The sequence below is a fragment of the Leptolyngbya sp. FACHB-541 genome (assembly GCF_014695875.1).
In the GTDB taxonomy this organism is placed as follows: Bacteria; Cyanobacteriota; Cyanobacteriia; order Elainellales; family Elainellaceae; genus JAAUTN01.
In genome coordinates this window covers 203,215-229,146 of the sequence record NZ_JACJPC010000027.1, presented here as the reverse complement: position 1 = coordinate 229,146, position 25,932 = coordinate 203,215, and the positions used below count along the sequence as shown (strand labels likewise).

The window sequence follows — 25,932 nt, the reverse complement described above, 5'->3', positions numbered from 1 at the left end:
CTTCTAATTTAAGCTGGGGGCTACAGTGCGGAATTTAGGCGATCGCCTCGGTCTCTTTGGGTTACGCTTTGCTTCACCCAACCTACGGGGAGTAATGACTGAGATCTGACTAGCTAGCCAGGTATTCTCGTATGTATTGATTTACCAGGTCAGGGCGTTCTTGCTGCACCCAGTGGCTACAGTCGGGAATATAGCGGATTTGAAAGTCTCTGACATAGGCTTCCGTACCATAGGTCAGTTCTTTGCCCAGAGCCGTGTCGTTTTCGCCCCAAATCATCAGAGTTGGCACATCCAAAACGCCCCATTCCTGGTTGACGATTCCCTGCTGAAATGGATTGCGGTAATAGTTGATCATGGCGGTCAGGGCACCGGGCTTAGCGGCGGCTTCTTTATAAGCAGCTAAATCTGCGTCAGAGAAGGCACTTTTGTTAACAGCCATTCCGGTTAGGGCCGCAGTAACTATTTGGTAGCCAGAGGCTTGCACCAACAGTTCGGGTAGCCAGGGAATTTGGAAGAAGAAGATGTAGGAACTGCGAAGAAGCTGCTGGGGGGTGCGTAGACCTTCAGCAAACTTGGCGGGATGGGGTAGATTCAGAATGATTAGCTTTTCTACCAATTCAGGATGGGCGTAGGCAAAATTCCAGGCGATCGCCCCACCCCAGTCGTGCCCCACTAACACACAGCGATCGTAGCCCAGCCCACGAATCACGCCTTCTATGTCTTTGATAAACTCAGACATGACGTAGGCAGACTGGTCTGTGGGTTTTTCGCTATCATTGTAACCCCGCAGATCGAGTGCCACGACTTTGTAGTCTTGAGCAAACTCGGGAATCTGCTTGCGCCAGGAGTACCAGAATTCAGGAAAGCCGTGCAGCATTAGCATCAGCGGACCTTCCCCCTGAGTCACATAATGCAGCCGAATCCCATTACTGATGATGTAGTCGTGTTGCCAGGTTTCTAGGGATTGCATTGAGTTACTCCTTGGCTGCGGGAGCAAGTTGCCCAAAGGCGGCAATCAAAACATCGGGAATTGCGCGTGGACGCATGGCGATCGCATCGACCCAGACCCACAGTGCCTCTGCTTTGAGCAATAGGTCATCACTACCCTGCTTACGAATCTCATAACGCCGGATAGCACGAGTCCCGCGCATTTCCTGAAGCCAAGTGGTGACTTCGAGGATGTCGCCTGCGATCGCCGGACGCAAATAGTCAAGCTCCACTCGTCGCATCACAAACCAGCCACCCAGTTCGCGATAGCGATCGAGGTTAAGCCCCAGGTGTTCTGAGTGTTCGATCGCCGCCTGTTCTAGATAGTGCTGGTAGACGGCGTTGTTGACATGCCCCAGTGCGTCCATTTCGTGGTAGCGCACCCGTAGCTGGGTTTTATATGGCTGCATGGACTGGCTCAGTTGCCCCGTTTCAAGGATTGCCCTCCCATGCTACCGAAGATGCGCTACTACGAGGTCATATCTTAGTCTTGACCCAGGAGATTAGATAGTCTGTCTTTCAGCGCGGTGACTTGAAGGTCTTCCTTGGGAAGGGACAACAGCTTCACTTCGATTTCGGAGATATTCTTAATCCGTGTGGTCTTTTCCCAAGTCCGCTTCTCGCTTTCAGATTCGTGCTCGTAGCGGAATGTGACCGTTTTATTGACCACCTCTAAAATCTCCGCATTTTTGACCCAGCCTTTGCTGCTCTCAATGTAAAGCCAGACGTTGGACTGTCCAATCAGCTCTTTTAGCTTGTCTTCCATAAGGGTGAAATTACCTTTAGCAAAAATCTGTCCAGGGATAGATTACCCAAATTGTCAGTTGGTCAATCAGTATATCCGATCTGCTGAAGGTTTTTGGGTCAATTTTTAGCGAAGTTGCCAAATCAGTTCTAAATTTGTTGTGAAATGAGTAGGTTGTAAACCCCTTTTAGCTAGATTTACAGCCTGTTTGGAATAACTACGGGGCGAGTTCGGGTCACCTGAGCCCGCTCCCAAAGAAAGCCAGTGATGTTTGCTAGCTGCGACAGAAGAAACAAGACTGAAATTAGTAATCCCTGAAGTGGAGAGGTTTGTGATAGCGGATAGGTCAAAAGGTTGAAGTAAAAGGACAGCGGTTCGACTTTGATTTGTTCTACGTTGCGTCGAGCGCGGGACTGGTGAAAGCAGAATGCGCCTCGCCCGTAGTTGAAATGCTGTTGCCAAAACTTGGGTAAGGTGAGGCTGTGAGCATGATAGACCTGCACTTCTGGGGCGTAAAGCATAAGGTAGCCGTGATGCAGCCAGCGATCGCAAAATTCTCGATCTTCTCCCGCTGCTAGGGAAAAACTCGTATCAAAGCCACCCAGGGCCCGAAACTGGTCAGCAGGCAGGGCAATGTTGTTAGACGCAAAAAAGCTAGAGCGATCGCCTTCAACGCTGTAGTACTTGTACAAATAATCAATCAGAACCTGACTGGCGGTGGAATAGAGGTTGTTGGGCAGAGCGTTGAGGGTGCGGCCTCCAATGATGCAGTTAGGGGTCGTGGTGAAGCGGGACTCTAAGGCTTTTAACCAGTCCCGGACGGGAGCGCAGTCGTCGTCAGTAAAAACTAAGAACTGCCCGTTTGCTTGTTCTGCACCCACGTTGCGGGCTTTGGCGGGGCCCGCATTAACTTGTTGAATCAGCGTCAGGTGTAGTTGATCGCGAAAGGGAGCAACTACCGCCTCCATTGAAGTTGGGCTACCGTCGTCTACAACAATGACCTCAAAGCGATCGCCTGGGTAGTCAAGCTGGGCGATCGCCTGCAGACAGTTTGTCAACCGCTCTGGACGAGCGTAAGTGGGAATGATAATCGAGAAAATTGGATGCTGTGTCATAGAACTAGGTTTAGTGTTGGATGTAGCTGATGGATATAACCAAAACTTACGCAGCAAACTAACGAAATTTGACTAAGCCCCTTGGCTCTTTGTTTTTGACAAAGCTAAGTGAAGAATACCCAGCAGTTTTTTAAATAACTTTGGCGAAAGTAATCGGATACTCAGGCTATACGTTATTGCTCCGAGCAGAATGCAAACGACTAAGAGTGCTTGAGAGTTGAGTAAATTTTGAAGTAATTGTTTGGAGCCTAAGATAAAACCTGCCATTACTAACGAGCTAACAAGTGGAGCCGTAAACTGACTGAGATAAGTGAGCATTGGTGTTTTGATTAATCGGCTAACTGCCCATTGATTGATCGGAAAAATTAAATATCCCCGAATCGCGTAGGCAGAGGCAACTGCAACAATTCCCCATTGCACGGATATAGCAAAGCCAACCAAGTTGACTGCTGTATTTAACAAGCCAAACCAGAGTGTCCAGGCGGGCTTACCCATTGCAATAAACACAGATCCTTTAAAGAAGTTAATTGCCCGCAACATTCCGGCAAAACACAAAATTTGCAGCACGGGAATTGAAGGTAGCCACTGATTGCCAAACAGTAGTACAACTAGTTCGGGTGCAAGGGTAGCTACACCTAAAAATGTAGGAAAAGCAACTAGACTAGTGAGTTGAGTCGCAGTATAAAATACTTTACGGAAAAGCTCAGGTTCTTCTTGCAGTCGCGAAAAGGTTGGTAGCGCAACCTGGTTGCTGGTATTGACCAACAGTTGGGTCATTACACCTAATATTCGATAAGCGATCGTGTAATAGCCTAAAGCGACTGAACCTAAAAAATAACCGATGAGAAAGTCATCTGCTCGTGTATTTAAAAAATTTAAAAGATTGAACCCTAAAATACTGATTCCAAAACTACACAATTGCTGAAAATGTTTGAGTGAAGCTTTAAACCTTGGTCGCCAATCACTCGCAACCCACAGAATTAAGGTGCCAACCAGGTCTTGCACCAACTGCTGGCTCACGAGGCTCCAAACGCCAAAGCCATAAACTGCCATGATTACACCTACGCAGCCACCAGCTAAAGTTCCGACTAGCCAACGAATGGCGATCGCTCTAAAAGCTAGGTTCCGCTCCAACAAAGCTTGCTGAATGTTGCCAAAAGAAGTAACTAAAAACAGCAGAGAGAATCCTTGTACGATTGGCGTGAGCTGAGGCTGACTAAACAAGGCAGCAACCCGATCAGCAGTTGTTAACCCCAGAACTGTGAGTAAGATGCCGATTGCAAGATTAGTCCAAAAAGCAGTATCTAGGTGTTCTGGTTCTAAGTTCTGCCGTTGCACAATGACTTGAGCAAATCCCTGATTTAGGAAGATTTGCATAAATGCCAAAAATATATTGGCCAACGCGACTAACCCGAAGGCTTCAGGGGATAGCAAACGAGCTAGCACCAAAAAAACAATTAGTGATCCTGCCTGGCTACCCCAGCTTTGAATAGCAGACCAGACTACACCTTTGATCGCTTTTTGTTTGATGCTCATGAGATAGCTTTGAATGGATTCAATCCCTGGGAGTGCTTTCCTGTTGCTTGAATCTGCTGATAAATCTCTACAAAGCGATCGGTGCGTCGATTTTCACTAAAGTGAGTGAATGCATGTTTGCGTCCAGCCTGTCCCATTTGTTCTGCTAGAGATGGATTTTGCAACAGACGCAATAGTGCAGCAGTGAGTGCATGAACGTCATTCGGTGGCACTAAAAAGCCCGTTGTGCCATCGCTGACAATTTCTGGCTGTGCCCCAACAGCACTGGCAATTACTGCCGTTCCGCGCATCATTGCCTCGGTTGACACATTACCAAAGGGTTCTTCCCACAAAGAAGGTACAACTTGTACCCAGGCTTGCTCAAATTGTTTCTCAAGCTGAGCGTGAGGTAAATGTCCAAGCCAGGTTACACAATCCTCTACTTTGAGTTGTGCCGCCAAGGTTTGCAAATTCATTGCTTCAGTACCCTGTCCTGCAATCCACAGTCGTGCATTGGGCACTTGCAGTCTAGCCTGAGCAAAAGCTTGCAGTAGAACGTTCACCCCTTTTTCTGGTACTAACCGTCCGGCAAACACTACAGTCGGAGGGTGAGTGAGGGGCGATCGCATAGGACGCTCAGATACGCCATTGTGTACCACTTCAACCGGTCTAATTCCCTCTGCTTCCAACTTTGCTTTCATTGCATGACTGAGGGCGACAACCAGGTCAAAAGCATCCTTCCAACGTAACCAAAGCTGTCGCTGCAACATCAAAGGCACCCAAGCCTGAGGTGACAGACAGTGCTGCAGGCAACTGACTCCTGCTGTATGCTGGCAAGGTTGACCATCGGGTAAAACTTTAGTTCCTAGCGGACAAATCGCCTTGTAGACTGCTGTTTGATAGAGGCAGGGCACAGATTTGAGTAGAGGGAGAATGAGTGGCGAAAGTTGCCACATGAACATGCGGACATGGACAACGTCAGGGCAAAAAGTATTTAAGGCATGACGCAGGTTTAAGTAGGCAGAAACATTAGCAGTTTGAGACAAGACTTGAAGCCGCGTGTTGCTGCCAAAGCAATGGTAGTCAGAGAGTAATGGGCTCCCTGACACGGGTATGACTCGACTGGAGAAAAGACGTACATCGTGTCCGCGATCGCGCAATCCTTGCCGCAGAGACAACATTTGCAGTTCAGCCCCTCCCGTCGCTGTACCGTAATCGTGGAGCAGAAGAATCTTCATTCGGCTACGTAGCTAATTTCTGGATGTAGCTGTCTCTAAGATTTTAGAGTGTGTGGGAGCTTGAACTTGTTGCTGCTGCAAATGTTGCTTAGCGTACTGTGTCGTGAGATAGCGATTAAGCCTCTTTTCTACAGGAGCAAGCAAGCCATACATCAAAACCTTTTGGAGAAATCGATGTTTAATACCAAAGGTAATTTTCTGAATGAGGGGCAAAAGGATTGTATCGCGCCTTCTCCAACCCAGTGCCTTGTACTTTTGCTTAAAATAGCTATCCTCTGCTAACCCCCACTTTTCTTGCATTCGGCTAAGGCTAGCTAACTCCCAGGCATCACTCCAACGCAGCATATAGAAGTGCAAATCTGTCCACTTTAGGGGTTTGCCGGGTACGTAAGTTGCAACACTGTCTGGTTCAAAATACACAGTCCCCCCTACCTGAGCAACTGCCATACAGAAATCTACATGCTCTTTAGTGTTAAGCATGGCTTCATCGAAAAAACCAATTTGCCTAAAAACTTCAGTTTTCACTAATGTGCAGTGAAACTCTGATAACTCTGTTTGAGTGCGCTGAAGTTGAGGACGAATATCTGCAACGCGTCGCCCTTGCTTATACATTTTTTCGCGCAAGCGAAGTCTCCCTTTGATGTCGCAAATAATCCGTGACTCACCGCCCGCAAAGTGAATCGTCTCATGAACAGGTTCTTCTTGACACACTAATGGCCCGACAACGGTAGCACCAGTCTCCTCCGAGCATTGAATTAGTGCTTCTAGCCAGCCCGAGGTTACGATGACATCATTATCTACAAACACGACATACGGAGTCTCAACCCGTTCTAGTCCTAGGTTCCTGGAGCGGTTAGGGAAAAGGTAGTAGTTAGTACGAATAATTTCAAAACCCTTTTCCTGTGACTTTGCTTCCAGATATTGTCGAATTTTTGTCGGGGAATTGCCATCTACATACACAAGTTTGAACGGAACTTTTGTGTATTCATAAATGCTCTCTAACGACTCACGAGTATGGCTAAATCGCTCACGAGGTGTAACTACGATCGTAACTTGCGGCTCTGACATGATGTCTACGCTCCTTGAATCGTTAGTACAACTATTTAAGGGATGTTTGATTTCAACTAGGAGTTACCACTGTTGCTTCAATGGGCGATCGCCCCTCCTTAAATTGCTCCTGAACGCTTGACCACTGCTGCTTTGTAAACTCCTCGTGGTATGACCGTTCCGTATTTACATTCCACAGATCGTGCTTTTCACCTAGAATGTTCCGGACTGCCAACATCGCTGTCAGCATCGAGTGGTCTTGATTGTTGTAGCGGTGCATTCCATTGCGACCAACCGTTTGCAGGTTTTCAAATGTTTCCAAGTAATCTTGAATCACCTGTAAGTGTTGGCGATACTCCCCGTCGTAAACCGGATAGGCTTTGTGTTGGCGAATTACCGTTCCATCTTCCACATCACCCTCATTGACTCCTAACCCTAACTCAACCGCCTCATGGCTTGCCAGCTTGATTAAATCTGCATCTGACATTTCCCAAAGGTCGTCTCCTTCGCTGCAAAAATATTCCATGCCCAAGCAGGTCTTCCTGCTGTCAGGCACCATTTCTGGACTCCAGTTTTTAAAATTCTGAATTCTGCCAACCTTAAACTCTGGGCTATGAATATAAATCCAGTTATCAGGAAATAGATCTGGTTGGTTGACGACCAGAGATACAATCAAAAAGTCCCGATATTTTAACCCTCTAGCAGCCTCTAGAACCTGCTCAGGCGGGGGTGGATCAAGCCGATGCAACAGTGCTGTGACAGGCATAGTGGAGACAAAATGATCTGCCTCAATTTGAAAGGTCTGATCGCCTCTCTGCGCTGTAATACTTTTGATGCGGGTTCCTTCGCGCTCTACCCGAAGTACCGATGTGTGTAGCTCAACTGGAGAGCCTTTGCTATCCAAAATTTCCTGACAGCGTTCCCACATCATGCCTGGACCAAGCCGTGGATAGTCAAATTCTTTGATTAGGCTCTTGGCGTTTTGACTGCCAAATACTGCGTTGATTACCGCTCTTTTGAGAGACATCCCCTGAATTCGCTGAGCAGCCCAGTCTGCCCGAATTTTGTCGCATGGAATGCCCCACACTTTCTCGGTGTAGGTTTTAAAGAAGATGCGGTAAAGGCGATAGCCAAAGCAGTCAATTACCCATTCTTCAAAAGTTTCTGGTTCGTTTCCAGGTCGCAGCTTTGCTTTTAGCTTTGCCTTGAGATAACTCACCAAAATCATGAAACTGGTGACAACACCAAGATTACTTAGTGCGTTAAACAAAGAGAGCGGATAGTTATAAAACTTGCCCTGATAATAAATTCGGGACAGTCGAGGAACTTTGATGAAGTCGTCTGTCAGAATTTCGTGCCAAAATTGCTCAACCTCAGTCACTTTAGTGAAAAATCGGTGCCCACCAATGTCAAACCGATAGCCCTTATAGGTTTCGGTTCTGGAAATTCCACCAACCTTGTCAGACCTCTCTAACACAACAGACTGGATACCTTGCTTGACTAATTGGTATGCAGCAGTCAACCCAGCTGGACCGCCTCCCAGAATTGCAACAGGGTAATGCTTCATCAATCCTTCTCCAATATCCTTTAAAGTTGACCAGCGTCGAGCGTAAAACCTTGGCGAACATCTAGTCTGAATTTGTAGAAATGGATGCTTATTCAGACTGATGCTTTAGATTTGAGGGAACTTGGCTTTGGCAATCTGTACTGGCGGATGTGGTAGCGAATAGTGCCAATTGCAAAAGCAAGTCCGCTGTAGAGAAAATAAAGCCAGTGCCAGGGAACGGTCCGCACGGCAAACCATAATCCCCGCTTGTGTTGAAAGAATTGATAAACAGAAAAATTTAGCAGCAGCAAAGACAAACTCAGAATACCTGCCAAACCCAGTGCAGGTAGCCACCAGAAGCTTGCAGCCAGAGCAACCAATAGCCCATAAGTCAGTACTAGACTGACGCGACTTGAGGTTTTGAGATTTAGGTCATTGACAAATTGGCGATCGCGCCATAGCAACTCAGTCCAGGGCAAGGCACGGTAGAAGAATTCAGCCTTCAACAGAGAGACGGGTCTCCAACACTTTAAGTGCTTGACCTGCACATTTTTACAAAGCCAAATTTGATGTCCCGCCCGTTTAAGTCGATAGCCTAACTCAATATCTTCAATGGAAGGATAGCGATACGCTTCGTCAAAACCGCCAATCTCTAAAAATACATCTCGTCGAATTGCACCACAGGCACCCCAAAATGTAGAGGCTTCTTCACAACCCGTTTGATGAGTATAGTGATGAAACAAGTTTTTATATTGGGATAGAAAATTAGTTGCGCCAGGAGCATCATCGTAAGAGCCAATCAGGGCTGCAAGATTGGGATAGGTTTGGAAGGCGATCGCCACCTGCGACAACGTGTCAGCACCAATGGTGACATCTGCATCGACAAAAAACAGAATGTCACCTTGAGTTGCCTTCGCCCCTGCATTTCTTGCTCGGGCCGGGCCACCTGCAGTCGGGAACTTAATGACCTTTGCTCCAGACTCTTCAGCTAAACGCCAAGAATCATCCGTTCCACCATCTACAACAATGACAACTTCTATAGAGTTAGGAACAAATTTGGTTAAACTAGACAAACATTCGCGGAAGCTTTCACCGCCATTGTGAACCGGAATCACGATTGAAATTGCTGGTTCTATGGAAGAACGTACATCTGAGTTGGTCAAAGTCATTACAAGTATTCACTCGCCTCCAGATAGGACCTGGAAAATGCCACTAGGTACTTCCAAATTTTTAAAAGTCTCTGCCAAGACGTTCTACTAACAAACCACTTATCTATCCGGATAAAATCACGTATCTAATTTGCTATCTCTAATTTTTTGAATGGGTAATCCCCTTGCTTGAGCTGAGCCACAAATTGACTGCACTGAACATTCCTCGTGAAGCGTGATACCCGGAAGGGATAGAAAATTTTGCTGAAGATAAGGCAGGTAGATGAGGTGGGAATAGTGCCTAGGGAATATCTCTAACGTGTTAATTAATACTAATACTTGTATGTCTACTGTGTGTTAAACAATCGCCGCCTTTATGCACTCTTTAAAGAGTATCTCTACACTTCTCGCTAGTCATATTAAGCCAGTACAAATATTTTACTAACTAGCCTTTATTATCTAGAAAAAGCACTTAATCTTGTTAAGCTTGGTGTGTTTAATAGTCTAGATTTATGCTCTACTTTATTGCTGTTTGGGCTCTTTTAAGTATTGTTTGCTGGTTAACTGGCACAGCCTTGCTGAATAGTTTGAAGGCAAACATTTTCACGAGATTGGGCGATCGCTCAATCATTTCTCTTTGGTTGGGCGTTGTTTTCCTTTCTATTGCGCTTTTAGCAACGTCTTTTATCTTTGCTTTATCGCCCTGGGTAGGAGGATTAGTAGCTGCGATACTAGGCTTCCTGTCCTTGCTGTTCCCAAAGGTTCGATGTGAAATCGCAATACTGCGATCGCACTTGACCCCCAGTGTACTCATAGGAATCTTGACGCTGTCCGTTGGAGTTGCCGCCTTAACCACACGCCAAGTGACCTGGATTGATACAGGTCTTTATCACTATGGTGCAATCCGTTGGTTATCAGAATTTGGTGCAGTTCCCGGTATTGCCTTGCTTTCAAAGCAACTTGGTTTTGCCTCCGCCTGGTTTGCTCTTGCCGCACCTCTCAATGCCGTCTTCCTGGAAGGTCGAGCTAGTGCCGTAACAAATGGTTTTGTTATATTTCTGGCATCCTTGCATTGTATAGTCTGTCTAACTCAAGGCTTTACTAAAAAATCAAAAATTAGTGACTGGTTTATCGTATTTTTCTTGTTTATAGTTATTTCGGGCAGTGTTGCGACCCGGCTTTTATCAACTGTTTTAATCTCTCCCTCTCCTGACATTCCAGTTATCTTTTTGACGGGTGTGGTTGCTTGGGTGATATTAGTAAGTTCCGATTCCATTAATTCTACTCAGTTGAAGCATCCAGTCCTTTATGCTGATTTGATTCCCCTAATATTAGCTATTGGAGCAACATCAATTAAGCTTACAGCCCTGCCTCTTCTGTTTGTCACTAGCCTAGTGTACTTATTTGGTAGAAGATTTAGTTCAAGGCGATTTTTGGTGGGCAGTGTAGTCAGTATTTTACTCTTACTACCCATACTTTTCTTTGGAGCAACCAATTCTGGTTGCTTGCTATATCCTTCTCCTTTGCTATGTCTTAACCTGCCCTGGGCAATCACTTCTCACGAAGCTCAAGCGCTTGGTGAAGTAACTCGTGGCTGGGGCAGTTGGTTTGGACCTCCGCCCTCTCAAGTCAACTCCAATCTATGGCTGTTTTGGCAATGGTTTAACTCCATCAGCTCAAGTAAATTAATTGTGCTATTAGTCGGTATATCTATTGCATCAACGGGTTATGTCATCAAAGAATCACGAGCAAAACAGAATTTCAGTTACTGTTGGATTTTAATCTTGGCGTTTGTTGGAAGCGCTTTCACCTTGTCGCAAGCACCTTTGTTGAGGTTTGGTATAGGATATTTTGTTCTTTTGCCTACTTTGCTGACTGCTATCCTATTTCAATCACAACTCCAAGTTAGTTTGGCGAGAATTACTAACCGGCTGCTGTCTTCATGGCAAGTTAAGAAATTACAGCACCAAAGTCTATTCATTTCACTATTGTTGGCTGCCTTGGTTGGAACCAGCTTGACCAGTCAAGGAGTGCGATCGCGCCTCCTTTTACCGCCTCGGGTTGTTCAAGTAGAAGTGGTAGAAAAACAAATTAATGACGTAACCTACTTCTCTCCAAAAAATCAAAAGGGGGCTTGTTGGGCAGCAGAATTACCTTGTACAAATCAACCGGATAGAGCAATTCGATTACGGAATCCAGAGCATGGTGTCCAAGCCGGATTTTCGCGTCAACTTTGACCATCTGCTTGTAAAGAGAAGCAGACCTCAGAATGAATTGTTGCTAACCAGATTGAATGGGAAAATAATAGCTTAGAAAATTCTTACGCCATGACCTTCTCTTCCTTTGGGGCAATTGTTGTCATAGTCAGCATTAAAAGTTTGAAAATAGCGATAAGCTGCATCCGCATCCGTTATCTCATGAACTAATTTGTCTTTAATGTTGTAAATCAATAGATTTTCGTAGGGATAATGACTCACTAGTGAGCCGTAGTATAAGGCTGTGGTAAGTCCATCCTCATTCACTTGTAAATTAGGCGTCACGACATCAGCTTTCAAAGTGTAGGTTTTATAGATTATCCGCAATGCTCCTGCTAAATCCCAATTGGACTCAAAAACGACTGCTGGTCCGGAATAGGGACAGATCCCGTCAAGAATCAAAGTAGCATCATCCTTTAAAGATGGCAGGTGTTGTTGAATATCAGCAAGGATATTCTGTTCTTGACGGTAGGCATCAGCCCAATAGGAAGCAATGGCATTGTTGATTATAAAACCACTACTACAGAGTAAAGCGATTAGCAGGCAAAAAAGGACTTCACGTGAGCGATTTGTACGAATAAAACTGCTTGCCAGTCCGATTAAGCCTACGAAAGTAAGTGCTACTCCTATTGCCGAGGCTATAGCGATACGGTTGCTAATGCCTGCGGCTGAGTTTTGGGCGTTTTGCGTAAGCAAAAATATTGAATAGCCTGCTGCAAAAATAAAGAAACTAACTAGAGTTAATTTGAGTCCGTTGGTGTAATTGAGCAGGTTGATGTTCTGTGGTTTAACGATATAAAATAGATAACTGAATACAGCCAACCCTACCAAGCCACTTAATATTAATATTGCCCAGTTAGTTTGACTATAAATAATACTGCCTACAATCCGAGGTAATTTGAATCCGTAATCACCATAGCTAATTGAAACTGCGTCCTTAAGAAGTTGAAAAAGCCAACCTAAATGCTCCTTAAACTCAATTTCTCCTTGACGAGTTGTTGTCACCTTCTTGAAGAGAAATACGAATACTATGCAAGGGAACGTGCTTCCCATTAATAATATTAATTTTGGCTTGCTGAAATAGCTTAAAATTGATTGATTGAGTAACCTTCCCCTATACCAAGATAATAAGGGGTTAAATAGAAACCAGGGCAAAAAGATTTCATAGGCTAACCCACTAATTAAAAGGCTTGCAATACTGATCAACTTCCAAGCCCATAGTCCTAATGTCGTTTTGGTACGTACTGCTACAAGGTCTGCATATAAACTTAGAAAGTATAGGGTCATGCTTAAAGTAATTTGAAAAGCTGCTACCCAAAATCGGTTCGTTGAATAGTGAGGAAGTAGCGCATATACTAACGGAATGGATAGTGCAAGAAAGCGTGGCTGCTTTAATTCTCTAAGAATCAAGTAGAAAAAGACGATTCCCAAGCTAAGAAATACACAATTAATTAGATGATATCCCAATGGATTTAAGCCAAATAACCAATAAAGACCTGCAATGTAAAGAACCTGCACAGGTCGCATCTGGACATTAGGTTGATGTAGATAGACAGATTGAAATAATCCTAGAAAAGATTGATCTGTAGAGAGACTAAGAGGTGCTAAGAATGACCAGTCGTCACTATAAAAACCAAGAGACGGAATATAAAGAATTAAAGAGGTTAGGACAACAATACTCAAGAAGAAACAATCTGAAAAAAGTTGTGAGCGTATGATCTTCTGCTCTGTTATTGATTCCATGATTTTCGATTTAACTGGCACCGATTTGTGTTCTTAAGGTCCAAGAGCGATCGCTATTCCTCATGGATTTAGCTTTGCAACGAAATCACGCAACTTATCAGAACCAGTGATTTCAATGCGAGGCAGAGCGAGTAGAGGTTCCTGTAGACCACACAATCCCGATCGGCAACTTAATCCAAAGGAGTAGCCACAAGCTCCTATTAGATGCTGGATGACTCGATCTTCAGCACCGTGAGGATAGGCAAAGGTTTTGACGAGGTGTCCCAGTTCCCGCTCCAAAATCATACGTGAGCAAATTCCTTCTCGGATTACTGCCTCATAAGGAATTGTGGTTAGCGGATGATGGTTTGCAGAGTGTGAGCCAAATTCAACTCCTTCACTCTCTAGTTGTCGAATTTGCTGCCATTCAAGGAGGGGAATTTCTTCTCCGTAAGCCTGGTCCCAAAGATTGGTTTTGCCTACTAAACTTGCAACCAGAAAGACAATCGCTGTGAATCCATACTGCTTCAGAATTGGCCAGGCATAGGTTTGAAAGTCTTGATAGCCGTCATCAAAGGTAAACATGATAGCTCGGCCTGGTAATGGTCGGTGAGCTTTCATTGCGGCGTGCCAATCCTCTAGCGTAATGCTGTAGTATCCTGCGTCATATAAATAGCGAACCTGTTCCTCAAAGGCAGCCGGACTGACACGATAGCGAGCTGACTCCGACGCACCGCTAGAGGCAACCCGATGGTACATGAGAATCGGGAGATGATAGGTTGAAACAGATTGAGCTGTCTGATTGCGAGGCGTACCTCCATTCCACAAAACATCGGCTGCAACTTGAGGTGGGGGTGGTGTAGGTTGCGGCAATTTCATCAACTCTGGAGCGGTTTGAGAGAAGAACCACCGAAACTGCGGGCTACGTTGAAAAAGCTGAATTCGATAAAGTGGAGTCCAGATTTCCCTAACTAGGTGAAGGGAGGGAGTGGTTGCTAGTATTTCCCCAATTACTTTTGCCCCAAATGGAAAGTTCCAGTTAAAGCCAGGACAATCAGGTTCATCAACAACTAGGTTTGCATGTGCCATTAATAAGTAACCACCGGGTGCAAGGGCATCCGCAAACTTTTGAGCCACGTCCTGAAGGGTTTCTCGCTCATTGGCAAAGTAAAGTACTTCACTACAAATAATTAAATCGAACGGCTCAGGCAGTGGTTCCTTCATGAAGTCGAGATGCATGAAGTCAACGTTTTTCAGGTCAGCGCACCGTTCAGCCGCTTGCTCAAGGGCAATTTGAGAAATATCTGCAGCAGTCAAATGTTCAACATGAGGAGCCAGCTGCGCGGTGAAGTGTCCTTCAGCGCAAGCAAGCTCAAGCACTCGTACGATTGGCTTGGGGGGTAGCAAGGAGAGCGTTTGCTCATACTTGGTTTGTTCATACTGGTTGGTGTAATTCCAGTGAGTTGGACCGGTTGCAAAGGTCGTTTCAAAGTAGCTGCGATTATAAAGCGGTACCTCAACTGCTTGTTTTGTGTTGGAGCGGAACGTATGTGTGGAAGAGGGTTTTTGCTTTTGAACGGGACACCAAATTAAATCAGGCGCATAGACTACATGAGCAGCTTGTTCACTTGACTCCAGCACATGTAAAACAGGTTCGCCAGCCATCAAAGCACAATCACTCAGTTCACGGGCTACTGTGGCGGGAAACACCGCCCTGCGAGAAGCGCTCGTCCCAAACTCATTAAAGGTACGTCGCCCTAGCACCACACCTCTCTCATTGGGTGATAAGACGCGGTTAAGAGCATCAGTAGGCGAATTGTGAGAAGCTGCTTCGAGGAGTCTATCTCGGAGAGAGGTTGGCTCTGTAACAGGTCTGCCAAGAAGCCCTTCTCGGACGGCTGTGCAGCAGAGTTCGTATCCTGCGGTGGCTGTAAGTGCTGCTCTAAGTTCTTGCGATCGCACCACATCATCTTTAACAGGTACCGGGACAACTCCAATAGCAACTCCACCTACTGTAAGAACTACGTCAAGCTGTTGTCCTGCAACTTTTACGTCTGGCAATGTTTCACTCACTTCAAGTGTGAGCCAACCGTCACTTAAGCAACACTTTGTGCTCGGCTCTTCTGGCGCTTGAGGATCATAAAAGCTAGCCTCTGGCAAATCTGGACGTGCCCAAATCTCTTGTAGAAACACTGTCCAGCCAATCTGATTATGAATTTCTGACCAAACGATAGGTTGTTCAGACGGTAATTCTGCAAGGCACAGGTTTCCTCGTCGAATGGATGAACGAGTTTCCTGTGTTTCAATACTCAAGGAGGGATAAACAGTGTGCTCAAAGAAATGCCCTATAATTTGCCAGGCAAAGTCAGCGGCGATCGCATCAGTCAACACATAACTATGAACATACCCTTCAAAAACAGGAAGTTCTAATGTGCCAAGACAAGTTCCTTCTAGTTCAATGGTGCAATGAAGGCGTTCAACCCCTTCTGGCAAGGAAAGGTTAGGTATGGGTTCTGTAATCTCAAGCTGAATAGTATGTGAAACTTTAGTTTCCATACGTTCTGGTATTGCTAATGGCTCTGAGCAGTGCTGTTCAAGAGCAGTATAAACATCGTGATGTAATCCTGAAATTTGAGTTTGTTCCTCTAAAGCAAGTAGGAAATTGTTAACTTGCGCTTGTATAGTAGCCCAAAGTTCATTCCACTCACTTGGAGTTTGGCAGGTAGGTAAAAGCGATGCTAGGAAGAGATTTTGGACAATGTTTTGCGGATCTAGCTCAGGAGCAGGTTCATCTTTGAGAACTTCGAGCAGCGATCGCGCATCGCTACCGCTGCCAATCATGAGTCCAGCAATCCAACAGGCAAAGTAATACTTTGTGCTGGAGAGTTGGTCTGTGGGTAATCCGTTTTGGTAATTGGGATCCGGGTTCGAGATGCGTGGATCAGTTGAATGCCCTTGAGTGATTACCTGCAAACCATCTGTAAAAACTTGGAAACTGCTCATTGAAGCTGAATCCGGTCTCATCCGATACAGTGCAAGAACCTTGTAAACGGCTGCAAAAGAAGCCCCTGTGCGAGCAATCCGTTGCCACAGATCCCAATCCTCACAGGTTTTGAGCGAAGGATTAAATCCCCCAACTGACTCAAACAGTGAGCGTCTGAAGATGCAGGTGTGAATTGCAAAAGCACAGTATTTTGCAAATACCTCAAATAGGTTGTCTGAGCAGGGACAGCAGTACTGGTCAATATATCTTCCATCTGGGGCAACTCGTGCCCAACCACAGTAGACCGCATCTACTTCAGCGTTTAACTTCAGCACGTTTGTCAATAGCTCAAGACAAGGAGGCAAGAGCCAATCGTCCGCATCTAGAAAAAGTAACCAGTTGGACTGAGCTAAACTAACTCCTCGATTTCTAGCTGAACTGACCCCTCCTTGAGGTTGGCTCACTACCTGAATTCGGGCATCTTTTGCTGTAAATTGAGCCGCGATCGCTGCTGTTTCGTCGCTTGAGCCGTCATCAACAACGATTGCCTCCCAGTCCAAATAAGTTTGACATAGGAGGGAATTAAGCGTTTCAGCAATTGTCCCTGCTGCGTTATGGGCAGCGATCACGATGGATACGTTCACGTAATCTCCAGATTTTTCTTTACTTTGCTGTTATGTTTATTGCCGCACAAGCTAACTATTCATGGCTTGAGAATAGAGAGCTTCATACTGAGAAGTAATATTCTTCCAATCCAGTTCTCTTGCTCGTCTGCGAGCTTCTGCTCCCATTACTTTGCAATCTACTGGATTATCAACCAAATCCAAGATTGTATTTGTGAGTTGTTTTGGATCGTTGTTTTGCACTAGGATGGCTTCTTTCCCTGGCAGGTAAGCTTTTACAGAAGGTAGATCAGTAGACACTACAGGTAAACCGCAGGCTATGCCTTCTAGTAAGGCATTATTAGCAGTAGATTGAGTTAATGGCAGAAATAGTAAATTAGATCGCTGGTAGAGTTTTAGTAAACTGGCATCATCGATACCTTGATGGATGGTGACGTTCGCTAAGTCTTTAACTTCATCTGCGTTTGACGAAACAACGTGAAATTCAATGTCTTTGCGCTCGCTGAGTGCTTCTGCAACGGCTCGTAGTGCTACAAAATCTCTTAAATATTTACCAACAGTGATACATCTAAATTTGTCTTCTTTGGGCTCATCACCTGGATGAAAGTAGTCTGTATCAATGCCATGTAGAATTGAGGAAACTTTATCAGCTCCGATCAAATCACTAAAATAAGCAACTTGTGCAGGGGATACTACCGTAACAAAGTCCAGCAGTGGAATGACTGAACGATCGAGAAGTGAGTCAAGCAGTTCAGGGGGTTGGTGGAAGGTGGCGATGACCTTAGGACGCTTTTTCCCTAATAGCTTGAGCAGCCTGGGTAGAAACTGTGGTGAGTGCTCTCCATCCAAGTAATGGACAATATCAACTTGTTGCTTCCAACACTTTTGCAGAGCTTTATACTCTGCGGTGAGGTCACTTAATTTGTACCACTGAATTCCTCGCATTTGAACTGCGTGGCGCAGCACATCTCGTAACCCTGAATGTTGTAGAGGAAAGTCTTCATCGCTGTCTGAAGCGACCCACGTATCTATGTCATATTTGTTTTGATCGATGTATCGAACAAACTGGTGGATACCAGAGTTTCCACCCCAATGCGGATAACGGGTACGAATTAAATGAATATGCATGGCATTTTATCTTTGTACTGCTCCTAACAGTCCGACGATGTGGCCGACTTCGATCAGTGCAAAACACTTTTCTGTAAATTGTTTTGGATCTTCTCTAGGCAACAACAGGTGAGAAATTTTTTGGGGCGATCGCAACAGATTTATTGCTTTGAACACGGCAGCTTTCAGCCGTCCGATTCCGGAAGGGGATTGCTCAATCAAATGAGTTGCAGCATCAGAGACCCCTTGCCAGTAATATCTCCGGAGAAACCACTGACGATCTAATCTGGTTTTTTGAATGTGATGACCAATGGCCATTTTAGGATGATAGAAGCAGGAATATCCTGCTTGCATGATTTGCTTCTCTAGAAAAACATCGCCTCCAGATAACAAGTTCTTGCCTGCTCGGTCAAGACCTGGGATAAATCCGTCAATCTCCTCCAGTACTTCTTTGGGAAATGCCATATTTGCACCGACTAACCATTCTTGGGATAGATCGGAAATGGGATGCGGAGTATCTGACCAATCAATTACAGTCAAGCCCGTGACCAACTCATCAGAAACCCAGTCTGGTCTTGGAGCTTCCCAGATCGCTTCTGCTTTTCCACCGATGCATCCGGGTCTTGGAGTTACGGTCTCAAATACCTCAAGAATCGTGTTGAGCCAACCTGGATGGGCGATCGCATCATCGTCTAAATAAGCAATGTACTTCCCTTCGGAGCTACGCCAGCCCGTGTTACGTGCATAGGAAAGTCCTAAATTTGGTTCGTAAATGTATCGGATAGGGTTTTTTGCTGAAAATTGCTCTACTACATCTTTTGTAGTATCTGTTGAGCGGTTATCAACTACGACAATTTCGTATTGATCCTTAGGCATTTGCTGATCGAGCAAACTTCGAATTGCTTTGCCTAAATACCGATCTCGATTATGTGTACAGATGACAACAGATATTAAGGGATTCATACAGGTCTAAATCAAAAATGAACGACTTGGTCAATTAGATAGAGATTCCTCAAACTGCCTGTTTTCTGATTGGTTTCAGAAAAGAGGACAAGACTTGAAGGACAGTGCTTTTGACTTTTCCAAGAATCCGCAAAGTTGCTTCTTTGAATGAAGAAAGAATGATTTGAGTCAGAAATTGCTTGCCTTGAGGTGTAGACAACTCCTGTTGAATAGACGGTACAGGGTTCAAACTACTCAGGAGCGCAATTTCTTGGGCATCACGAGCAACCAAACCTGGAAACCTTTCCAGCATTTCTCGACGCATTCTGCCGTGAGCGTGAATGCTAGGCATATTGAGAACGGAACTGTTGCCCGACCAATCATCGGCAAGGATTTCGGGAAGTGTCACAGCAACCCATCCTGCCGCTAGAATTGCATTGAGCAAATCCCAGTCCTCATATCCTTGATGCATTTCTGCTCTAAATTGATTGACTTCATGCAGTGTTTCTGTTCGGACGACACTGAACGGAACTGCTTCATTCGTTAGCCATTGATAGGGAAAACTAGGACAAGGTTTCACCCAAGCTTGTTCACTACCACCCTCTCGTGCCCAACAGGAAACAACTCCAACTTCTGGGCACTTGCGGAGTGTTGATTCACAAGTTTCAATGAAGTTGGGGTAGAAGATGTGTTTCGCTTCAAAGAAGGCAAATCCTAAAGGCTTACACTCAGACTGCAAGATAGTCTTGATGCCTAGGTTTTTGGCTGAAACTGGATCTCCCTTCTTGTTTTGAATAATTTGCAAGCCATCCCATTCTGCCTGCCGTAGCCCTTTCAGCGTTTGTTCATCAGTTGAGCCACTGTCTACTATGACTATTTTTATTGGCTTTTGAGATTGATTCGCTAAACTTTGCAGGCATTTATCAAGGATTTCTCCATCATTGAAACAGGAGACTACAACTGCAATTCCTTCAGCGTCAGTTTTAGCAACTCGGTGAGCGGACTCATTAGATAATGGTTGTTTTTGCCAAGGGAGATTGACAGGCAAACATAGAGAGCGTTTTGCCTTGTGATCAACGAGCTGTTGCCGGAGTTCTAGATGTTTCTCCAGAATTCTCTCGTTGTCACACATTTGCCGAATTGAGAAGGCAGCTTTGTCACCCATCTCAGCCATTTCAGCGGATGGGGTTTCCAAGGCTCGTTTGAGAACTGTGGCAAGGCTTTGTGAGCTGGCGCTGTTTGCTAGCCAACCTGTTTCACCATCTTTGATCATCTCTACCATGCCACCCTCTGGGGAGGCAATCACGGGCAATCCTGAACACATTGCCTCCACACAAGTGTTGGGAAAGTTTTCCCAGCGGGATGGCACGACAGCAACACGCGATCGCCTCAGAAAACGCGGCAAAACGGAACGGTTTTGCCTACCCCGAAAATGAAATCTTGCTTTGAGATGATCTGGAATTTGCCGTTCAACAAATTCTTCTCCACTGATTCGATGAGAACCTAGGCAGTTGGTCCCAATAAATTCAAACTGAGCTGTTGGATAGCTCTCGGCTACCTCCACCGCAGCCTCAATCCATTCCAATACGCCTTTTCGTCGCTCTAGCCGTCCTATATAAGAGATGTTGCCTTGCTGCCAGGTTTCTGAGTCGCGCTTTAGCGTTGGATTATCACCGATTGGTAGAGGAATGACTTGAATACTTCCTTTTGTTAATCCGTAATGAGTTTCTGCTTGGCTAGCAAAGTATTGACTGGGGCACAGCAATGCATCCGCTGCCCCAATGCTGTAGTCCTCCAATCGTTTGGCGGTCAACAGATTGGGCAAACTGATATCCCAGTCGTTATGCTGAGCAATAAATTCTGTGGGAGAGTGTAGGTGAATTAAACAAGGGGGCGTTTGTTTTGGTCCGAGTCCTAATGCTCGCCGCAACTGGAAGTAGTAGAGAGGAGCCTCATAATCCTGTGCCTCGATCAGATCAATACCCTCTTCTTCAACCAGTTGTTCTGCGAGTAAGCTTGCCTGCCAGGAAAAGGCTTGAGCCGGAAAGCAGGACTGGGAGAGCGCCTTCACTTCTTTTGCTCGTTGCTCAGAATTGGGGCTTCGTAGGAGAAAGGAGTCCCAATCATCAAGCGGTACACGGTGAATAATGAGTCTGCCCTGGCATTTCTCCTCAATTTGCTTGGCGGCACCTGCCCAAAGCTGCGTAATTACATGTACCGTCTCGCCACTTTCGGCAAGCAGGCGGGCAATGTGCATGACGTAAGTTCCAATACCTCCGGGTGGAAAGGGCGCAGGAGGATATTCACCACAGATAATTAGGTGTTTCATAAAGCAATTAAAATACTTAAGTTCTCTTGAAGCGACTGACGAACCGTTGGATAACCGCTAGATACTTAGGAATCGGGGTAGATGCAAGAGCAGTGTACAGATTGCTCACTTGCGTTAATACAGGTGAGTTAGAAGGTGGCTCTGCATAGGCAAGTTGTTTCCACTGGTGCTCTAGCTGCATGGCGATCGCTACTGCAAACTTAGCGACCACATCTTGATGAGTTGTCAAAAACAGTTCTCGCATTACCTGGTTTTGCACGTCCGTCATGCTGCGATAGAGCGAGTCTTGACGGATGCGATATCGCATCAACTGCATTGGAATAGTGACAATCATCCACCCTGCTGCCAACATCCGAACGCTGAGTTCCCAGTCTTCATAGTTATATCTTTGGCGAGTGTCGTAGCCACCAAGCTGTCGGAGGAGAACAGTACGAGTCAAGCAGGGAATAAATACACTGTTTTCGATCAGCAGAAATGGTAGTTCTGGTTGAGGGGAGTTCCAGAATCCATCTGGGGTACCTGTCCCAAAGATAGAAGCCCAGGCTGCAACACCACCCAACAGAGGATACTGCTGAAGCAGGTGTTGAGCGAGCGAGTAAAACTGTGGTTCAATCAAGTCGTCGCCATCTAGAAAAGAGATAAATTCTCCGGTTGCCGCTGCAAGTCCAGTATTTCTGGCAGCCGCTAGCCCCCCGTTACGTTTGCGAATTACCCTTAGGGGCAATCCTTTGCTAGAAGCGATCGCTTCTAATTCTTGAATAGTTGTAATGGTTTCTTCGCCCTGTGACCCGTCATCAATAATGAGTACTTCATCCGGGCCTCGCTCAGACTTCCAGATGCTCTCTATCGCTTCCTTGAGCATGGCTCCCATCTCATAACAAGGCACAACTACAGACAACGTGCCTGGCTGAATGTGAGAATTGCTTTCTGGTAGGGAAGGGGGTTGATTTTGTTGGGCAAGGGTTTGTAAAGGGAAACGGCGATCGCCCAATAGCAGCGCGACTCTCGACAAATCCTGTGGAGGAGGAGGACTAGCCAGGAGTTGCCCTAAGCTGGTAGCAGTTTCATCAAGCAACCGCTGTCTTCCTTCACCTCGATGAGCTTCAACAACTTGGCGGCACAGGTTTTGTCTAATCTGATCTAGCTGCTGCAAATCTGCTTGTGTAATCCATTGCAAGTAATTTGCTAAAGTCTCTGGGTTGGGTTCTCCCTGAATCAAGACCTCTTGGGGTAAAGCTGTTCCGGCTGCAAGTCCTTCGGCTGCTGCTGGGGACAACACCACAAAAGAGCAACGGGCTAGTTCTGCCCAAACGTTCGGTAAGTACTCAAAATTACTGGGATATAAACGAACCCGGAAACCTTGTGTAATTTGTGGATAGTCCCGCTGCCATTGCCATTGGCGATCGCGCACCAGTTCTCGCACAAATCCGCGTGAAGACCAGTAATGTGTAAACTCCCTAGGCTTCATGGGAGCAAAAGTCATTTCAGGCCCGGAACTTATTACAGGTTGTTCTAGTCTTAATTCTTGACGGTTTACCTGTGCAACCGCGTCTAATGTATTCAGCACTCCTGATGCAGCTTCCTGCGGTTCATAGAGAAAAAACTGGAGAGACTGGTAACTCTGGGCAGGATGGTTCGCTGCGTAGGCGATCGCATCCAAACAAGACGCTTCTACAAATCGAGGGGCTAAAACAGGAAGGGAAGCTTCAGGTAGTCTTCCGGCGATCGCCGTTTCTTTTCCTCTCAGTCCAAAAGCTAGCGTCAGGTCGGCGAGTGCTAGCGATAAGTCTTCCATTTGACGGCGGATGACGGCATGACGGAGCCATTCCCCTTCTTGGTTGGCACGTCGACGGGTAAGTGAGGGATCTGTTACGACCACGCCGAAGGGCACATCTAGTTGATTTGGAGCATGGGTTGCCCGTGCCATTTGAGAGACATAGCCAACTCCGCCCCACATAGGCAGAATTACAGCTTGAAAAGGATCTTGCTGATGAAGTACTTTGAGTTCTCTCAGAAGACAGTAGGATGCGAAAAACAATAAGCCACTGTCGTTGATGAGTCCATGCGATCGCGGGCTTAAGCCACACTCCTCAAACGGCAACCCGTAGTCTGGATCGATTGCAGGAAGTGAGACTTGCTTAACTCGCTCTGATTGAAAATCAACCTGCATGTGGCTAAAATCAGGTGGCGTACTTGGGCGAGTAGCTGGCGTAGGTGTCCACAGTTTTCTAACTTCATAATTTCGCCACTGATCCCAACTCAGAACTGTAATGCGACAATCTAGTTGCTCTGCAATTTCTGCAACAGGAAGCCCTAACCCTCTAGCGGCTTTTATCTCCTCTGGCTCGTCTGCATACAGCTCCGCTATTCCTTCATATGCCTCGACGATCACGAGATGAAGGTTGCTGTTCGATGCCGGATTTTCAGAAGTTGTCGAGTAAGCCATATCTGTCATCTCGCAATAGGTAGCACGGGCAGCCTCGTAGTTAATGCACGTCGTACTTCAGATTTGTCTCGAAACAGTTTCACTAAATTGGTCTAATGACCTCTGTGTGCAAGGGTTTGAGCATTGTTAAACTCCCACTGATGAGGCACACTCAATATTCCCTTCTCATAGCCACTCTGCCGAATCAGCAAAGGATAAACATGCCAATGGTGATCGTAGGCATAGTTCCACTCCGACTCGTAAATGCTCACGTTGACGTAGTACTGCCCGCTGTTAAGATCCAATCTTTTTAGGTGAAGCGTGATTTTCCCCTGTCCCTGAATTGTTGGTGTCGCTTGTCCAGTTGCCGCTGTGTTTGTGTCGTAACAAGCGAGTTGGTCTTCACGGGTTATCGTTACTCCAAAGATGGGGGAAGCGATCGGCTGAGGCGCTGAATATTCAATCTCGATTTGTAGTGCGTCACCACTGTGCAATTCTTTAACGGGGAACCCTGCTGCACTTAGCAATCGCACATTTGTAATCTGCATTTCCAGAGAACCAAAGCGATTTTCGTGTAGCCTCAGTTCAATGCCGGACTCTGTAGTTGAAGTTAAATGTTCTTGTGGTGTGCGTTGATGTGTTCGATTACTGATTTCGGCAACATATTGTCCGATCACAATTTCGGGTTCACCATGCGCGACCAATTGCCCCTCACGCAAATAGATGACTTCATCACAAAGCTGCTGGATTTGAGACTCATCATGGGAAACTAGGATGATGGCGCATCCTTCTGCCTTAAACTGGTTAATTCGCTCCAGACATTTTCGCTGAAATGAGAGATCTCCTACCGCGAGCACTTCGTCCAGGAGCAAAATTTCAGGAGAAGTATGCACAGCGATCGCAAAGCCCAGTCGCAGTCTCATCCCTGTGCTGTAAGTACGTAGAGGATTATCAATTGAAGACTCTAGCTCTGCAAATCCCACGATTGAGTCAAAGCGTTGCTGCACCTCACGTCGCGTTAGCCCAGATATCACGCCGCTCACAAAAACATTTTCTCTCCCAGTCAGGTCAGGATGTAATCCCACACCCAAGTCGAGCAAAGCCCTAACTTTACCGTAAGTTCTGATTTTTCCCTTGTCAGGCCGCCCGATTCCCCCCAAAAGCCTGAGCAACGTTGATTTGCCCGACCCGTTGCGGCCAATTAGCCCCACCATCCGTCCCGGCTCAATGCTAAAGCTAACATCACGCAGTGCCCAAAACTGGTCGATGGGTTTCATGCGACGCAGTCCGCGCAAAATTGCTTCTTGCAGCGTCGTGGGTTTATTTGCATGATATCGAGTGAACTGCTTGTATAAACCCTGCGCGAGAATGGCGTGCTGCATTTACAATTCCTCCGCAAAACGGTAGCTTGCTCGTCGGAAGATCCGATAAGTACCAAACAAAAGACCCAGAGACATCAAAGCCAGGAACAGAAGTGGTAGCAAGCCCGGCAGCGCGCCTTCAAGCAAGACAGTACGATAAGCCTCGATCAAATAAGTCATCGGGTTGAGGTGAAACGCTTGAAGGTATTGGGCTGGAATCGTATCCGTGTCATAAAAGATTGGAGTTAGGTAAAAAACCAGATTAAGAAGAACTCCTAAGATGTGTTGAGTGTCGCGAAACGTGACGTTAATAGCAGCAACCAGATAAGTCAGGCTGAGAGTCAGTAAGAACTGGATCAAGATGAGAATAGGAAGCAGTGCAAATGCTGGCTTAAGCCAACCTCCCTCATTTCCTAAAAACAGGAGCAGGATCGGGAGAGATAACAAAAAATTTACAAGATTAGTCGTGACAGCAACAATCGGTAGAATCGCAACCGGAAATCCGGGCTGCCGAATCAGTTCCCGACCATCTGTAATTGAACTAGCTCCCCGGAACAAAGAGGCTTGAAACCAAGTCCACACCAACATGCCGCTGAAGGCGAAGGCTGCGTAATTAGGAATATCAAGGGACAGAACTAAGCGAAAGATGAAATAATAAACCACTAATTGCATTAGTGGCGTGACAAAAGACCATGCAATGCCTAGCATCGATCGCTTATATTGCAGCTTAATATCGCGACCAACCAACTCACGAATCAAATCGTAAATGTATTGAATCTGATGAACTTGATCACGGCGCAAAGACTTTTTGCTGTATCGGCTAGATGCCATGGTTTTCTCTCCC

19 protein-coding genes are annotated in these 25,932 nt (G+C 46.0%); 1 reads left to right on the top strand and 18 read right to left on the bottom strand.

The annotated features are described in order from the left end of the window. Positions 1-109: 109 nt before the first annotated feature. The 10 genes from H6G00_RS04445 to H6G00_RS04400 form a co-directional block, all read right to left on the bottom strand. On the bottom strand, positions 110-970 hold the full coding sequence (locus H6G00_RS04445) for an alpha/beta hydrolase (RefSeq protein ID WP_190795781.1): 861 nt from the start codon (positions 968-970) through the stop codon (positions 110-112). A 4-nt stretch (positions 971-974) separates the two neighbouring features. Next, a complete protein-coding gene (locus tag H6G00_RS04440) occupies positions 975-1,397 on the bottom strand; it encodes a thioesterase family protein (RefSeq protein ID WP_190683395.1) in 423 nt (140 codons plus the stop codon). A 74-nt stretch (positions 1,398-1,471) separates the two neighbouring features. Further along, positions 1,472-1,753 (bottom strand): DUF6679 family protein, encoded by a 282-nt coding sequence (locus tag H6G00_RS04435; protein ID WP_190645612.1) that lies wholly within the window; start codon positions 1,751-1,753, stop codon positions 1,472-1,474. A 176-nt stretch (positions 1,754-1,929) separates the two neighbouring features. After that, positions 1,930-2,847, bottom strand: coding sequence for a glycosyltransferase (locus tag H6G00_RS04430; RefSeq protein WP_190795780.1), 918 nt, complete (start codon positions 2,845-2,847; stop codon positions 1,930-1,932). Between the two features lie 72 nt (positions 2,848-2,919). Next, on the bottom strand, positions 2,920-4,383 hold the full coding sequence (locus H6G00_RS04425; protein ID WP_190795779.1) for an MOP flippase family protein: 1,464 nt from the start codon (positions 4,381-4,383) through the stop codon (positions 2,920-2,922). Beyond that, a complete protein-coding gene (locus H6G00_RS04420; protein ID WP_190795778.1) occupies positions 4,380-5,600 on the bottom strand; it encodes a glycosyltransferase family 4 protein in 1,221 nt (406 codons plus the stop codon). Before H6G00_RS04420 ends, H6G00_RS04425 begins: the two co-directional genes overlap by 4 nt. Positions 5,601-5,612: 12 nt before the next feature. Further along, positions 5,613-6,668 (bottom strand): glycosyltransferase, encoded by a 1,056-nt coding sequence (locus tag H6G00_RS04415; RefSeq protein WP_190795777.1) that lies wholly within the window; start codon positions 6,666-6,668, stop codon positions 5,613-5,615. A gap of 52 nt (positions 6,669-6,720) precedes the next feature. Further along, entirely contained in the window at positions 6,721-8,214 is a 1,494-nt protein-coding gene (locus H6G00_RS04410; RefSeq protein ID WP_190795776.1) for an NAD(P)/FAD-dependent oxidoreductase, read from the bottom strand. 92 nt (positions 8,215-8,306) lie between these two features. Next, the gene (locus tag H6G00_RS04405; RefSeq protein WP_190795775.1) at positions 8,307-9,362 is read right to left on the bottom strand and encodes a glycosyltransferase family 2 protein; all 1,056 of its coding nucleotides are present in this window, start codon (positions 9,360-9,362) and stop codon (positions 8,307-8,309) included. A gap of 496 nt (positions 9,363-9,858) precedes the next feature. After that, positions 9,859-10,155 carry a hypothetical protein gene (locus H6G00_RS04400; RefSeq protein WP_190795774.1) on the bottom strand — a complete coding sequence of 99 codons (297 nt, stop codon included), beginning with the start codon at positions 10,153-10,155 and terminating at the stop codon, positions 9,859-9,861. A 7-nt stretch (positions 10,156-10,162) separates the two neighbouring features. Between H6G00_RS04400 and H6G00_RS04395 the strand changes: the two genes are divergently transcribed. Next, positions 10,163-11,578 carry a hypothetical protein gene (locus tag H6G00_RS04395; protein WP_190795773.1) on the top strand — a complete coding sequence of 472 codons (1,416 nt, stop codon included), beginning with the start codon at positions 10,163-10,165 and terminating at the stop codon, positions 11,576-11,578. 72 nt (positions 11,579-11,650) lie between these two features. Here H6G00_RS04395 and H6G00_RS04390 read toward each other — a convergent pair whose 3' ends face one another. The 8 genes from H6G00_RS04390 to H6G00_RS04355 all read right to left on the bottom strand — a co-directional run bounded on the left by H6G00_RS04390 (position 11,651) and on the right by H6G00_RS04355 (position 25,919). Continuing rightward, positions 11,651-13,339 (bottom strand): hypothetical protein, encoded by a 1,689-nt coding sequence (locus H6G00_RS04390; protein WP_190795772.1) that lies wholly within the window; start codon positions 13,337-13,339, stop codon positions 11,651-11,653. 60 nt (positions 13,340-13,399) lie between these two features. After that, positions 13,400-16,945 carry a glycosyltransferase gene (locus H6G00_RS04385; RefSeq protein WP_190795771.1) on the bottom strand — a complete coding sequence of 1,182 codons (3,546 nt, stop codon included), beginning with the start codon at positions 16,943-16,945 and terminating at the stop codon, positions 13,400-13,402. Between the two features lie 51 nt (positions 16,946-16,996). Continuing rightward, positions 16,997-18,052, bottom strand: a complete 1,056-nt coding sequence (locus tag H6G00_RS04380) for a glycosyltransferase family 4 protein (RefSeq protein ID WP_190795770.1) — start codon at positions 18,050-18,052, stop codon at positions 16,997-16,999. Between the two features lie 6 nt (positions 18,053-18,058). Beyond that, positions 18,059-18,994, bottom strand: a complete 936-nt coding sequence (locus tag H6G00_RS04375) for a glycosyltransferase family 2 protein (RefSeq protein WP_190795769.1) — start codon at positions 18,992-18,994, stop codon at positions 18,059-18,061. Between the two features lie 49 nt (positions 18,995-19,043). Beyond that, entirely contained in the window at positions 19,044-21,302 is a 2,259-nt protein-coding gene (locus H6G00_RS04370; RefSeq protein WP_190795768.1) for a glycosyltransferase, read from the bottom strand. A 16-nt stretch (positions 21,303-21,318) separates the two neighbouring features. Next, positions 21,319-23,748, bottom strand: coding sequence for a glycosyltransferase family A protein (locus H6G00_RS04365; RefSeq protein ID WP_190795767.1), 2,430 nt, complete (start codon positions 23,746-23,748; stop codon positions 21,319-21,321). Positions 23,749-23,840: 92 nt separating this feature from the next. Then, the gene (locus H6G00_RS04360) at positions 23,841-25,109 is read right to left on the bottom strand and encodes an ABC transporter ATP-binding protein (RefSeq protein WP_190795766.1); all 1,269 of its coding nucleotides are present in this window, start codon (positions 25,107-25,109) and stop codon (positions 23,841-23,843) included. Then, positions 25,110-25,919, bottom strand: coding sequence for an ABC transporter permease (locus H6G00_RS04355; protein ID WP_190795765.1), 810 nt, complete (start codon positions 25,917-25,919; stop codon positions 25,110-25,112). Positions 25,920-25,932: the final 13 nt, after the last annotated feature.